The sequence below is a fragment of the Streptomyces sp. NPDC005728 genome (genome assembly GCF_040630895.1).
In the GTDB taxonomy this organism is placed as follows: Bacteria; Actinomycetota; Actinomycetes; order Streptomycetales; family Streptomycetaceae; genus Streptomyces.
Window position 1 is genome coordinate 19241 of the sequence record NZ_JBEXYL010000020.1, and the last position, 12664, is coordinate 31904.

The following is a 12664-nucleotide window of genomic DNA, read 5'->3' on the forward strand; positions in this document are numbered from 1 at the left end:
CCCGCCCGTTCCGTACGATCTGTCGTACTACGCCGAGGCCCGAGCCTTGCGGTACAACACCGCGCCTGCGAGCAGCGCGCCCGCGCCCACCGGCAGCGCGAGGCCCAGCGGCAGCTCACTGCCGGTGTGGGCGAGCTGGGCGGTGCTCAGGGACTCGGCAGAGCGTCCGCCATGCTGCTTGACCTGGGACGAGCCTTGGGGAGTGTGCCCTCCGGTGGTCGGCGGGGTGCCCGGAGTCCCCGGGTGTCCCGGCGTACCGGGGTGGCCCGGCTGACCAGGGTGCCCCGGGGTGCCGGGGTGTCCCGGCTGACCGGGGTGTCCCGGCTGACCGGGGTGGCCGGGCTGACCCGGCTGACCGGGGTGTCCCGGCTCTCCGGGCGGGTTGCCGTGTCCGTCGCCCGGCGGCTGGGTGTGGTGGCTGCCGCCGCCGTTGGAGCAGTCGTTGTCCGTGGTGGCGTTGCCCACACCGATGACGTTCACGCTGTTGCCGCACGCGTTGACCGGCACGTCGATCGGCACCTGCACGGTGTTGCCGGAGCCGACGCCGGGCGAGCCAGTGGTGTGGCCGCCCGCGTGCGAGCCGCCGGAGCCGCCGTGGCCTCCCGAGGTACCCCCGCCGTGATTGGCGCAGGTGTTGCCCATCGCCGGGTTGAGCAGCCCGACGATGTTCACGGTGTTGCCGCAGACGTTCACCGGCACGTGCACCGGCGCCTGCACCGTGTTGCCGGACAGTACTCCGGGCGAGCCGGTCGCGGTGCCGATCGCGCCCGAGTCGGCCTGGGCGTAACCGCTCGCGGCGGCGATCACACCGGTGGCGGCCGCCATCGTCATCAGGCCCTTGCGGGTGCCCTGTCGCATTTCTGAATTCCACCCCTGCATTCGGTTCTCAGTGCGTTCCCGCGCAACGGAGTTCCGCGGGAAAAGACCGGTCGGCCTCGGAGCGCATGGCGCGCGCTCCGAGGCCGACGGCTCGTAGAAGACGCCCCTCAGGGAGCCTGCGTCACTTGTTGACGCAGGTGTTGCCGAAGGCGGGGTTCAGGAGACCGATCACGTTGATCGTGTTACCGCAGACGTTCACCGGGACGTGCACCGGCACCTGGACGACGTTGCCCGACACGATGCCCGGCGAGTGCACAGCGGCACCCTGGGCACCCGAGTCCGCGACGGCCAGGCCCGCACCCGCGAGAACCAGACCACCCGTGGCAGCCGCAGCAGCAACGACCTTCTTGAGCATTATTCCTCCTTGTTGGCAAAAGCGATCTCGTGTAGCTGATCGCATCACCTGTAACGAGGAGGAACTAATGGAGCTACGAGCTTATCGTCGCATTCACTCTTCTTAGTTCTATCTCGTACGCGCGCCCGATTACCTGGGCCCATGGCTTCACGACGCGTCGATGAACCGGTCGAGCACCCGCACGCCGAACTTCAGCCCGTCCACCGGCACCCGCTCGTCCACGCCGTGGAACATGCCGGCGAAGTCCAGCTCCGGCGGCAGCTTGAGCGGCGCGAAGCCGAAGCCACGGATGCCGAGGTCGTCGAAGGACTTGGCGTCCGTGCCGCCGGAGAGCATGTAGGGGATGGCCTTGGCGGTCGGGTCCTCGGCCAGCAGAGCGGACTGCATGGCCTCGACGAGCGCCCCGTCGAAGCTGGTCTCCAGCGCCTTGTCGGAGTGCACGTCCTCGCGCCGGACGTTCGGCCCGAGCAGCCGGTCGAGGTCGCCCAGGAACTCCTCCTCGTGGCCCGGCAGGAAGCGCCCGTCGATGTGCGCGGTGGCCTCGCCCGGGATGACGTTGACCTTGTAACCGGCGTTCAGCTGGGTCGGGTTGGCCGTGTTGCTCAGGGTCGCCCCGATGAGCTTGGCGATGCCGCCGAGCCTGGCGAGGGTGGACTCCATGTCCTCCGGGTCCAGCTCGGTGCCGAGCGCGTCGCCCAGCTCGTCGAGGAAGGCCCGGGTGGTCTTGGTGACCCGCACCGGGAACTTGTGCCGGCCGACCCGGGCGACGGCCTCGGACAGCTCGGTGATGGCGTTGTCCCGGTGGATCATCGACCCGTGCCCGGCGGTGCCGGCCACGGTGAGCTTCATCCAGTGCATGCCCTTCTCGGCGGTCTGGATCAGGTAGAGCCGCCGCTGCTCGTTCACCGTGAAGGAGAACCCGCCCACCTCACTGATCCCCTCGGTGACGCCCTCGAAGAGGTCGGAGTGGTGGTCGACCAGGTGCCGGGCACCGTACGTGCCGCCCGCCTCCTCGTCGGCGAGGAAGGCGACGACGATGTCCCGGGGCGGCCGCCGTCCGCTGCGCAGCCGGTCCCGCACGACCGCGAGGGTCATGGCGTCCATGTCCTTCATGTCGACGGCACCGCGTCCCCAGACGCACCCGTCGGTGACCTCGCCGGAGAACGGATGGTGGGTCCAGTCGTCGGCGTTGGCCGGAACGACGTCCAGATGGCCGTGGATCAGGAGTGCGGGCCGGGACGGGTCCGCGCCCTCGATCCGGGCCACGGTGGAGGCGCGTCCCGGGTGCGACTCGAAGATCTTCGGCTCCAGCCCGACCTCGGCGAGCTTCTCTGCGACGTATTCGGCGGCCTTGCGTTCGCCCGGCCCCGAGTGGTCGCCGTAGTTGCTGGTGTCGAACCGGATCAGCTCGCGGCAGAGGTCCACGACCTCGTCCTCGCCGGTGACGCCCTTGGCCGTGTCCGTCTCGCTCACGCTGATTCCTCCTGCTGTCACTGCTGGTGGTCCTCCTCATCCTCTCTCCGGCTCCGCTCCGGCCCAAGACCGGTCCAGGCCCGTCACACGCCGTTCACGCGGACCGGACCCGGGAACGGGGTGTGATCAGCCACCCCCGAAAGCCTGGTAATGTTTCCTTCGTCGAGGCGAGGGAAACCCCGCGCGACAGACACCTTGTCCGGGTGGCGGAATGGCAGACGCGCTAGCTTGAGGTGCTAGTGCCCTTTATCGGGCGTGGGGGTTCAAGTCCCCCCTCGGACACCATGAACACCAGCGGTGTCGACCGGATCCCGGTCGGCGCCGCTGGTGTTTTTTCTACACTGGTGGAGTGGCCCGGCCCAACGAAGAGGTCGAGGCGCTCCTGCAGGAGTACGCGGACCTCATCGCGATCACGGGAGGCGACGCCTTCAAGGCGCGCGCCTACGAGAAGGCGGCGCGTGCCATCGGCGGCCATCCCGCCGACATCTCCCGACTGGATGTCGCCGGTCTGCGGGAGATCCCGAACGTGGGCAGGTCGATCGCCTTGAAGGTGGTCGAGTACCTGCGCACCGGAAAGGTCGCCGCGGTGGAGGAGCGCCGGGCGGGGATCCCCGCCGGGGTGCGGGAGTTGATCACGATCCCCACCCTCGGCCCGAAGAAGGCGCTGCGACTCTACGAGGACCTGCACATCTCGTCGGTGGACGAGCTGGCCGCGGCCATCGAGGCGGACGCACTGTCCGACCTGAAGGGGTTCGGCGAGAAGACGCAGGAGAACCTGCTGCACGGGATCCGGCTGCTGCGGCAGGCGGGCGACCGCATCCCCCTGCATCTGGCCCTCGACACCGCCGAGGAGATCGTCGCCGCGCTGTCCGCGGTGCCCGGCTGCGAGCGCTGCGCGTACGCCGGATCGCTGCGGCGGATGAGGGAGACCATCGGTGACATCGACGTCCTCGTCGCGGCGGACCGGTCGGCCCCCTTCATGGACGCCCTCGTCTCACTGCCGTCGACCGCGGAGGTGATCGCCCACGGCGGGAAGAAGACGTCGATCCGCACCGGCAAGGGCGTGCAGGTGGACCTGCGGGTGCTGCCTCCCGCGTCGTGGGGCGCGGGGATGCAGTACTTCACCGGGTCCAAGGCGCACAACATCCGCACCCGTACCATCGCCGTCCACCAGGGGCTGAAGCTGTCCGAGTACGGCCTGTTCGACGTGGAGAGCGGGGAATCGCTCGCCTCCCGTACGGAGGAGGAGGTGTACGACCGGCTGGGCCTGCCGTGGATCCCGCCCGCGCTGCGGGAGGACCGCGGGGAGATCGAGGCGGCGCTGCGCGGTGAGCTGCCCGAGGTGGTGACCGAGCGGGACATCCGCGGCGATCTGCACACCCACACGGACCTCACCGACGGTCTGGCGCCGCTGGAGACGATGGTGGACGCCGCCGCCGCACGCGGCTACGCGTACTACGCGGTCACCGACCACGCGCCCAACCTGTACATGCAGCGCATGACCGACGAGAAGATCCTCGCCCAGCGGGAACGGGTGCGGGAGCTGGACGGCACCCGGCGCCGGATGCGGCTGCTGCACGGTACGGAGCTGAACATCGGCCCCGACGGCGAACTGGACTGGCCGGACGACTTCCTGGCCGGTTTCGACCTCTGCGTGGCCTCCCTGCACTCCCACTTCGACCAGGACCGGAAGGCGATGACCAGACGCCTCGTACGAGCCTGCGAGAACCCGTACGTCCATGTCATCGGGCATCCGACCACCCGGCTGATCGGCAGGCGGCCGGGCGTCGACGCCGACTGGGACGAGGTGTTCGCCGCGTGCGCCCGCACCGGCACCGCGCTGGAGATCAACGCCCAGCCCGACCGCCTCGATCTTGGCGACGAGGACATCCTGCGGGCCCGGCGGTACGGGGTGAGGTTCGCGGTGGACAGCGACGCCCACTCCGTCCTCCACCTCGCCCAGCTGCGCTACGGCGTCGGCACGGCACAGCGCGGCTGGCTCACCGAGGAGGACGTGGTCAACGCCTGGCCGCTGACCCGCCTGCGCCGGTTCCTGCGGAAGGGCGGGCGGGCCTGAGGTTCCGGTCTCAGCGCAGCGAACGCACGGTGAGGGTACCGGCGTCCCCCTGCTCGACGCGGGTGCCGAAGTCACGGCTGCACCGGTCGAGGGTGGCGCGCAGCCACGCGGTGTCCGCGGCCGACGCGTGTTCCAGGCGCATCCGGCGCGCCTGGAGGGGCACCATCCGCAGGCCGGTCAGCCGGCCCGTGCCGGGCTCCAGCGCGGCCAGGTACAGCAGCCGCAGGTCGTCCCGGTAGTGCGCGTAGCCGCCGATGCCCTCGTAGTCGTCGACGAGGTCACCACAGCCGTACAGGACGAGCCTGTCCCGGTACACCTCCAGCGGACGCGGGTGGTGGGAGGAATGGCCGTGGACGACATCCACGCCGGCGTCCACGAGCGCGTGCGCGAAGCGGACCTCGGCGCGGGAGACGCCGTATCCCCAGTTGGAGCCCCAGTGGACGGACGCTACGACGATGTCGTCCGGCCGGCCGACCTGCCGCAGCCGGTCGGCGAAGGCGGCCGCCGCGCCCTCGGTCGGCGCGGTGATCAGGGCCACTCCGGACTGCTCGGCGCCGGCGGCCCAGCTGTGCGGGATTCCGCTGGACAGCATTCCGAAGGAGAAGGCCAGCACGCGTCCGCCCGGCCGCAGCGGTACTGTCGCGGGCCGCCAGGCCGCGACCTCGTCCCGGCCCGCCCCCGCGGTGCGCAGCCCGGCCCCCGCCAGGGAGTCCAGGGTCTCGGCCAGCCCGAGGGGTCCGAAGTCGAGCACGTGGTTGTTGGCGAGGGCGCAGACGTCGGGGCGGGCCACGGCGAGACAGGGCAGGTTGGCCGGGTTCATCCGGTAGTGGACGCCCTTGCCGGGTGCGAAGTCGCCGTCCTGGCTGACGGCGGTCTCCAGATTGATCACGCGGACGTCGGGTGCGGCACGGTCCAGGACCGGCAGCGCCTCGCCCCAGGGCCAGGTGGGGTCGACCGGCCGGGGTATCGGGCCGTTCGCGGCCTCCGCCAGGGCCACGTAGTCGCGGGCGTCGTGCACGTAGTCCTCCCGCAGGGCCGGATCCCCGGGGTGCGGGAGGATCTGGTCGACGCCTCGGCCGAGCATGACGTCACCGCCGACGAACAGGGTGACGACCCCCTCGTGCATGATCCCCACCTACACGTGTGCGGGTGCCATGTGGTCGGTGAGCCAGTCGCGGGCCAGCTCGGTCACCTGCTCCAGCGTGCCGGGCTCCTCGAACAGGTGCGTGGCGCCGGGGACCACGTCGAGCCGGCTCTCGCAGCGGAGCCGGGCCTGTGCCTCCCGGTTGAGGCCGAGCACCTGCGGGTCGGCGCCGCCGACGATGAGCAGCGTGGGTGCCGTCACCGCGGGCAGCCGGGGTCCGGCGAGGTCGGGCCGGCCGCCGCGGGAGACGACCGCGGCGGGGCGTGCCGACGGTTCGGCGGCGGCCCAGAGGGCGGCGCCCGCGCCGGTGCTGGCGCCGAAGTAACCGATGGCGAGCCCTTCGACGTCGGGTTCCTCGCGCAGCCAGCCGGTGGCGTCGACCAGCCGTTCGGCGAGCAGGGCGATGTCGAACACGTTGTTCCGGTCGCGTTCCTCGGCCTCGGTGAGCAGGTCGAAGAGCAGGGTGCCGAGGCCGGCCCGGTTCAGGCCCTCGGCCACGAACCGGTTGCGCGGGCTGTGCCGGCTGCTGCCGCTGCCGTGGGCGAAGACGACGACCCCGGTCGCACCCGCGGGCAGCGTCAGCCGCCCGCTCAGCCGTACGACACCGGCCGCCACCTCCACCTCGCGGTCCTCGGGACCGGTGCCGGCGAAGAGGTCGTGGCGCCTGGCCGCCTGCCGCAGACAGGCGGTCACCTCCTCGTCGTCGACCTGCGTGAAGTCGCCGTAGAACTGGCCGATCGCGAAGAAGTCGGCCGGGGTGTCGAGACAGACCAGCTCGTCGGCGTCCCCGCCGAGTCGCCGGGTGAAGTCCCGTGGTGCCACGGGGACCGCCAGCACGATGCGCGCCGCGCCCCGGGCCCGGGCGATCAGGCAGGCCGCCTTGGCGGTGGAGCCGGTTGCCACGCCGTCGTCGACGACCACGGCGGTCCGGCCGGCGACGGCGACGAGAGCGTGTTCGCGCCGGTAGCGGGCGGCCCGCTGTGCGAGCACCTCGCGCTCGTGTGCCTCGACCCGGTCCAGGTCCGCCTGTCCGACGCCGGTGTCGCGCAGCACCTCCTGGTTGATCACCCGCACGCCGTCCTCGCCTATCGCGCCCATCCCCAGCTCCGGCTGGACGGGCACGCCCAGCTTCCGGACCAGGCAGACGTCCAGGGGTGCGTCGAGCGCCTCGGCGACGGCCGCGGCGACCGGCACCCCGCCGCGGGGCAGCCCCAGGACCACGACGTCCTGGCCCCGGAGGTACTCCAGGCGGGCGCCCAACCGCCGTCCTGCGTCGAGCCGGTCGGTGAAGAACACGCCGCACCTCACTCGCGGGCGAGCCACAGGGGTGTGGGGCTCTCCTCGTCGATGGCTCCCATCTCCTTCATGTCGCCCGCGGCCGCACGCAGCAGCAGGCGGCCCATGGCGATCAGGGCACGCCCGGCCGCGAGTTCGTCGCCGATCTCGGGCATCGCCGTGTCGTAGGGGTTCCGCCGGGCCTCCGCGTGGCTCTCCAGGACGTTGTCCCCGGTGTCCAGGATGATCCTGGCCGTGGTGTCCGGGTCGTGCTCGGACAAGTAGAGGTTCAGCCGCCATTCCTTCACGGACGGAGGACGGTGGTTGCTCACGGTTCCAGTCATCGTCCGTCTCTCCTCACTGCGCTGCGAGGCAACGGGACGCACCGGCGCGTCACCACTTCCACTGTGCATCGCACCGGCGCCCGACGCCTCCCCGGGTCCGGGCAGAATGTGGGCCATGACCACGCGCACCTGCCCCTGCGGCCGCCCCGAGTCCTACGACGCCTGCTGCGGCCGTTACCTCTCCGGTGCCGCCGCACCGACCGCCGAGGCGCTCATGCGGTCGCGGTACAGCGCGTTCGTGAAGGGGGACGCGGGGTATCTCCTGCGGACGTGGCACCCGCGGACCCGGCCGGGGCAGCTGGATCTGGACCCGCGGACGAAGTGGACGGGGCTGGAGATCGTGGACACCGCCGACGGATCCGCCTTCCACACCACCGGCACGGTGACCTTCCGCGCCTCCTACCGCGGCGGCTCGCTGCACGAGCGCAGCCGGTTCGAGCGGGTGGACGGGGCGTGGGCGTACGTCGACGGGGAATTCCTGGACTGACGTGGTCAGGGCGCCAGGATGTCCAGTTCCTGGAGGGCGCCCATGGTGATCTCCCTGGTCAGCTGTTCGGCGCGGGGGCCGTCGCCCGCGCGGACCGCCTCCGCGACCTGGACGTGCAGGGTGACGGCGGCCGGGTCGGGGTCCTCGAACATCACCTCGTGATGGGTGCGCCCGGCCAGCACCTCCGCGACGACGTCGCCGAGGCGGGCGAACATCTCGTTGCCCGACGCCGTGAGGATGACCCGGTGGAAGGCGATGTCGTGGACCAGGTAGTCCTCCAGCCGGTGGCCGCGTGAGTTGGCCACCATGCCGAGCGCGCACTCGGTGAGTTCGGCGCACTGGTCGGCCGTGGCGTTCCTGGCGGTGAGGCCGGCCGCCACCGGCTCGACGGCCGAGCGCAGCACGGTCAGGGAGCGCAGCTGGTGCGGGCGGTCGGCGCCCGCGAGGCGCCAGCGGATGACCTGAGGGTCGTACACGTTCCACTCGCACTTGGGGCGGACGGTCACGCCCACCCGGCGGCGGGACTCGACCAGGTGCATGGACTCCAGTACGCGGACCGCTTCGCGCATCACGGAGCGTGACACCTCGAAGTGCTGTGCCAGCTCGTCGGTGCGCAGAACACTGCCCGGTGGGTACTCGCCGGCGGTGATCGCAGGGCCGAGGGTGTCCAGTACGCGGCCGTGCAGCCCTCGGCCCGGTGTGCTCATGCACTCAGCGTACGGCCTGCATCACAGAGACAAAAAGTCAGACTTATACATCACAGACTCTTGAATTCGTCGTACCTAATGGGCTTCAGTGTGGCGACGCCGATGTGGCGTCGGATGTCGAGGAAGACAGCGAGGCAGTCATGCGCACCCCCCAGGTCGTCGTCGTGATGGGCGTCGCCGGGACGGGCAAGACCACGATCGGTCCTCTGCTCGCCGCCCGGCTGGGCGTCCCCTACGCCGAGGGCGACGACTTCCACCCCCAGGCCAACATCGACAAGATGTCGGCCGGGATCCCGCTCGAGGACGCCGACAGGTGGCCGTGGCTCGACGCCATCGGCCACTGGGCACACGGGCGGGCGGGGTTCGGCGGGGTGGTCAGCAGTTCGGCGCTGAAGCGGTCGTACCGCGACCGGCTCAGGGCCGTGGCTCCCGGGATCGTGTTCGTGCACCTGACGGGCGACCGGAAGCTCATCGAGGACCGGATGTCCCACCGGCGGGGTCACTTCATGCCGACCGCGCTGCTGGACTCCCAGTTCGCCACGCTGCAGCCGCTCGAGCCGGACGAGGCGGGCGTCGCCGTGGACGTCAGCGGCGGCCCCCAGGAGATCACCGAGCGTGCCGTCAAGGCGCTCGACACGCTTCCCGACACAGCCGAGTAACACCCCACCCCCGTCCCCCCTCGTACCTGCAAGGGAACCCCCGTGACCAGACTCAGCGTCGAGATGCTGGCAGCGGACGCGCCTGCGCCTATCACGTCCGCCGGCCATGCCCAGCTCGGCATCGCCGTCCTGGTGGGCATCGCCGTCATCGTCCTGCTCATCACCAAGTTCAAGCTCCATGCCTTCCTGTCGCTGACCATCGGCTCGCTCGTGCTCGGCGCGGTGGCCGGGGCACCGCTGGACAAGGCCATCGTCAGCTTCACCACCGGACTCGGCAGCACAGTGGCCGGCGTGGGCGTCCTGATCGCGCTCGGGGCGATCCTGGGCAAGCTCCTCGCCGACTCCGGCGGCGCCGACCAGATCGTCGACACGATCCTCGCCAAGGCGGGCGGGCGTGCCATGCCCTGGGCGATGGTGCTGATCGCCTCCGTGGTCGGCCTGCCGCTGTTCTTCGAGGTCGGCATCGTGCTGCTGATCCCGGTCGTCCTGATGGTCGCCAAGCGCGGCAACTACTCCCTGATGCGCATCGGCATCCCGGCGCTGGCCGGCCTGTCCGTGATGCACGGCCTGATCCCGCCGCACCCCGGTCCGCTGGTCGCGATCGACGCGGTCGGCGCCAACCTGGGCGTGACCCTGGCGCTCGGCATCCTCGTCGCCATACCGACGGTGATCATCGCCGGTCCGGTGTTCTCGCGGTTCGCCGCCCGCTGGGTGGACGTCCCGGCGCCCGACCGGATGCTGCCGCAGCGCCCGTCGGAGGAGCTGGACCGCCGGCCCGGCTTCGGCGCGACGCTCGCCACCATGCTGCTGCCGGTGGTGCTGATGCTGGCCAAGGCGCTGGTGGACATCGTCGTCGACGACCCCACGAACCTGAACCAGCGGGTCTTCGACATCATCGGCTCACCGCTGATCGCACTGCTGGCCGCCGTGCTCGTCGGCTTCTTCACGCTGGGCCAGCCCGCCGGGTTCAGCAAGGAACGGCTTCAGCAGACAGTCGAGAAGGGCCTGATGCCGATCGCCGGCATCCTGCTGATCGTCGGTGCGGGCGGCGGCTTCAAGCAGACGCTGATCGACTGCGGTGTGGGCCAGATGATCCTGGAGATCTCCAAGGACTGGTCGATCCCGGCGCTGCTGCTGGCCTGGCTGATCGCGGTGGCGATCCGGCTGGCCACCGGTTCGGCGACGGTGGCGACGGTCTCGGCGGCCGGTCTGGTCGCGCCGCTCGCGGCCGACATGTCGACCACCCACACCGCGCTGCTGGTCCTCGCCATCGGTGCCGGCTCGCTCTTCTTCAGCCATGTCAACGACGCCGGCTTCTGGCTGGTGAAGGAGTACTTCGGGCTGAGCGTCGGCCAGACCGTCAAGACCTGGTCGGTGATGGAGACGATCATCTCGGTGGTCGCCGGAGGTCTGGTCCTGCTGTTGTCCCTCGTGATCTAGGAGCGGTACGGCGATGACGGCTCACCCCCTCTTCGACATCGGCGGCCGTACGGCCCTGGTCACCGGATCCAGCCGGGGCATCGGCCTGGCGCTGGCCCGGGGCCTGGCCCAGGCCGGCTGCACGGTGGTCCTCAACGGGCGCGACCGGGACCGGCTGGCCGAGGCGGCCGCCGGACTGCCCGGCGACCGGGTGCACACGGCGGTGTTCGACGTGACCGACGGACCGTCCGTGGCCGCCGGGATCGCGGACGTCGAGGAGCGGGTGGGCCCGCTCGACATCCTCGTCAACAACGCGGGCATGCAACTGCGCGCCCCGCTCCTGGAGTTCACGGACGCCGACTGGCACCGGATCCTCGACACCAACCTCACCAGCGCGTTCCTGGTCGGCCGGGAGGCGGCCCGGCGGATGACGGAACGCGGCCACGGCAAGATCATCAACATCTGCTCGCTGCAGAGCGAGGTGGTACGGCCAGGTATCGCGCCCTACGCCGCCACCAAGGGCGCGCTGAAGATGCTCACCAAGGGCATGTGCGCGGACTGGGGCCCGTACGGCGTCCAGGTCAACGGGCTCGGGCCCGGCTACATCGAGACCGAGCTGACCAGGCCGCTCGTCGAGGACCAGGAGTTCAGCGCCTGGGTGCGCGGGCGGACCCCGGCCGGCCGCTGGGGCCGCACCGAGGACCTGGTGGGCGGGGTGCTCTTCCTCGCCTCACCCGCGGCCGACTTCGTCGGCGGGCAGGTCCTGTACGTCGACGGCGGTATGACGAGCGTGCTCTGAAAGGGGTCGCGGACATGCTGGGTTGTGTGGTCCACGGTGCGGGCGAGCTGCGCGTGGAGGAGCTGCCGGTCCCCGCACCCGGCCCCGGCCAGGCCCTGGTGGCCGTCCGGTACGGCGGGGTGTGCGGGTCCGACCTGCACTACTGGCGGCACGGCTCGGTCGGGGACTTCCGGCTCAGGGAGCCGCTGGTGCTCGGGCACGAGGTGGTGGGCACGGTGGTCGCCTACGGTGCCGGAGCCACCGGCCCCGTTCCGGGTACGGCTGTTGCCGTGCACCCCGCCACGCCCTGCGGGCGGTGCCCGGAGTGCGGTGACGGGCGGTCGAACGTGTGCCGGGACACCCGGTATCTCGGCAGCGCCGCCCGTTTTCCGCATGTGCAGGGCGGGTTCGCCGGTCGAGTGGTCGTGCCTGCCGGGCAGTTGAGGCAGCTGCCGGACGGGCTCGGGCTGCGCCGGGCCGCGCTCGCCGAGCCGCTCGCGGTGGCACTGCACGCGGTACGGCGGGCCGGGAACGTCTCCGGCAGGCAGGTGCTGGTGACCGGGGCCGGGCCGATCGGGTGCCTGGTGGTCGCGGCGGCGAAGGCGGCCGGTGCGGTGCGGGTGACGGCGACCGATCTGCTGCCCGAGGCGCTCGGGTACGCCGCCGTCGCCGGGGCCGACACCCTCGTACGGGCCGACGATCCCGACGATCCCGGGTGGCCGGCCGAGGTGGACGTGGCCGTCGAGGCGTCCGGGGTGGCGGCCGGTCTGGACACCTGTCTGCGGCTGGTGCGGCGCGGGGGCGTGGTCGTACAGCTGGGGATGCTGCCTCCGGGCCGGAGTCCGTTCGCCGGGAACCTGGTGGTGAGCCGGGAGATCGAGCTGCGGGGAGCGTTCCGGTTCGGCACCGAGTTCGACGAGGCGCTGGAACTGCTGGCCGCCCGGGGGGAGTTCGAGGGGCTGATCAGTGCGGTGGTTCCGGTGCGGGACGCTCGTGCTGCGTTCGAGCTGGCTGCGGACAGGAGCCGGTCCTGCAAGGTGCTGCTGGACTTCGGCGGGTGAGTGACG

13 protein-coding genes and 1 tRNA gene are annotated in these 12664 nt (G+C 71.3%); 7 read left to right on the forward strand and 7 right to left on the reverse strand.

From position 1 onward, the window contains the following. Nucleotides 1-27 precede the first annotated feature (27 nt). The 3 genes from ABZ471_RS16025 to ABZ471_RS16035 all read right to left on the reverse strand — a co-directional run bounded on the left by ABZ471_RS16025 (nt 28) and on the right by ABZ471_RS16035 (nt 2707). On the reverse strand, nt 28-858 hold the full coding sequence (locus ABZ471_RS16025) for a chaplin family protein (RefSeq protein WP_359066774.1): 831 nt from the start codon (nt 856-858) through the stop codon (nt 28-30). A 142-nt stretch (nt 859-1000) separates the two neighbouring features. Continuing rightward, complete coding sequence (gene chpH, locus ABZ471_RS16030; protein WP_359066776.1) at nt 1001-1234, reverse strand: chaplin ChpH; 234 nt, start codon at nt 1232-1234, stop codon at nt 1001-1003. A gap of 147 nt (nt 1235-1381) precedes the next feature. Further along, nucleotides 1382-2707 carry a M20/M25/M40 family metallo-hydrolase gene (locus ABZ471_RS16035; protein ID WP_359066778.1) on the reverse strand — a complete coding sequence of 442 codons (1326 nt, stop codon included), beginning with the start codon at nt 2705-2707 and terminating at the stop codon, nt 1382-1384. 197 nt (nt 2708-2904) lie between these two features. Here ABZ471_RS16035 and ABZ471_RS16040 point away from each other — a divergent pair. Both ABZ471_RS16040 and polX read left to right on the forward strand, forming a co-directional pair. Beyond that, nucleotides 2905-2992 (forward strand) — tRNA-Leu (locus tag ABZ471_RS16040). A 64-nt stretch (nt 2993-3056) separates the two neighbouring features. After that, entirely contained in the window at nt 3057-4784 is a 1728-nt protein-coding gene (polX, locus tag ABZ471_RS16045; RefSeq protein WP_359066780.1) for a DNA polymerase/3'-5' exonuclease PolX, read from the forward strand. A gap of 10 nt (nt 4785-4794) precedes the next feature. Here the strand turns inward: polX and ABZ471_RS16050 are convergent, their stop codons facing one another. The 3 genes from ABZ471_RS16050 to ABZ471_RS16060 are packed head-to-tail and all read right to left on the reverse strand — an operon-like array spanning nt 4795 to nt 7547. Beyond that, complete coding sequence (locus tag ABZ471_RS16050; protein WP_359066782.1) at nt 4795-5910, reverse strand: CapA family protein; 1116 nt, start codon at nt 5908-5910, stop codon at nt 4795-4797. 9 nt (nt 5911-5919) lie between these two features. Beyond that, a complete protein-coding gene (locus ABZ471_RS16055) occupies nt 5920-7224 on the reverse strand; it encodes a phosphoribosyltransferase family protein (RefSeq protein ID WP_359066784.1) in 1305 nt (434 codons plus the stop codon). A gap of 8 nt (nt 7225-7232) precedes the next feature. Next, nucleotides 7233-7547, reverse strand: coding sequence for a dsRBD fold-containing protein (locus ABZ471_RS16060; protein ID WP_359066786.1), 315 nt, complete (start codon nt 7545-7547; stop codon nt 7233-7235). A 115-nt stretch (nt 7548-7662) separates the two neighbouring features. On the opposite strand from ABZ471_RS16060, the gene ABZ471_RS16065 reads away from it, so the two are divergent. After that, complete coding sequence (locus ABZ471_RS16065) at nt 7663-8034, forward strand: YchJ family metal-binding protein (RefSeq protein WP_359066788.1); 372 nt, start codon at nt 7663-7665, stop codon at nt 8032-8034. Between the two features lie 5 nt (nt 8035-8039). On the opposite strand, the gene ABZ471_RS16070 is transcribed toward ABZ471_RS16065, so the two are convergent. After that, on the reverse strand, nt 8040-8741 hold the full coding sequence (locus tag ABZ471_RS16070; protein ID WP_359066790.1) for a FadR/GntR family transcriptional regulator: 702 nt from the start codon (nt 8739-8741) through the stop codon (nt 8040-8042). A gap of 140 nt (nt 8742-8881) precedes the next feature. On the opposite strand from ABZ471_RS16070, the gene ABZ471_RS16075 reads away from it, so the two are divergent. From ABZ471_RS16075 to ABZ471_RS16090, 4 genes are read left to right on the forward strand one after another with little or no spacing between them, the layout of a single operon-like run. Beyond that, nucleotides 8882-9400 (forward strand): gluconokinase, encoded by a 519-nt coding sequence (locus ABZ471_RS16075; RefSeq protein WP_359066792.1) that lies wholly within the window; start codon nt 8882-8884, stop codon nt 9398-9400. Nucleotides 9401-9442: 42 nt separating this feature from the next. Continuing rightward, nucleotides 9443-10840, forward strand: a complete 1398-nt coding sequence (locus ABZ471_RS16080) for a gluconate:H+ symporter (protein WP_359066794.1) — start codon at nt 9443-9445, stop codon at nt 10838-10840. A 13-nt stretch (nt 10841-10853) separates the two neighbouring features. Continuing rightward, nucleotides 10854-11618 carry an SDR family oxidoreductase gene (locus ABZ471_RS16085; protein ID WP_359066797.1) on the forward strand — a complete coding sequence of 255 codons (765 nt, stop codon included), beginning with the start codon at nt 10854-10856 and terminating at the stop codon, nt 11616-11618. A gap of 14 nt (nt 11619-11632) precedes the next feature. Further along, nucleotides 11633-12658 carry an L-idonate 5-dehydrogenase gene (locus ABZ471_RS16090; RefSeq protein WP_359066799.1) on the forward strand — a complete coding sequence of 342 codons (1026 nt, stop codon included), beginning with the start codon at nt 11633-11635 and terminating at the stop codon, nt 12656-12658. Nucleotides 12659-12664 lie beyond the last annotated feature (6 nt).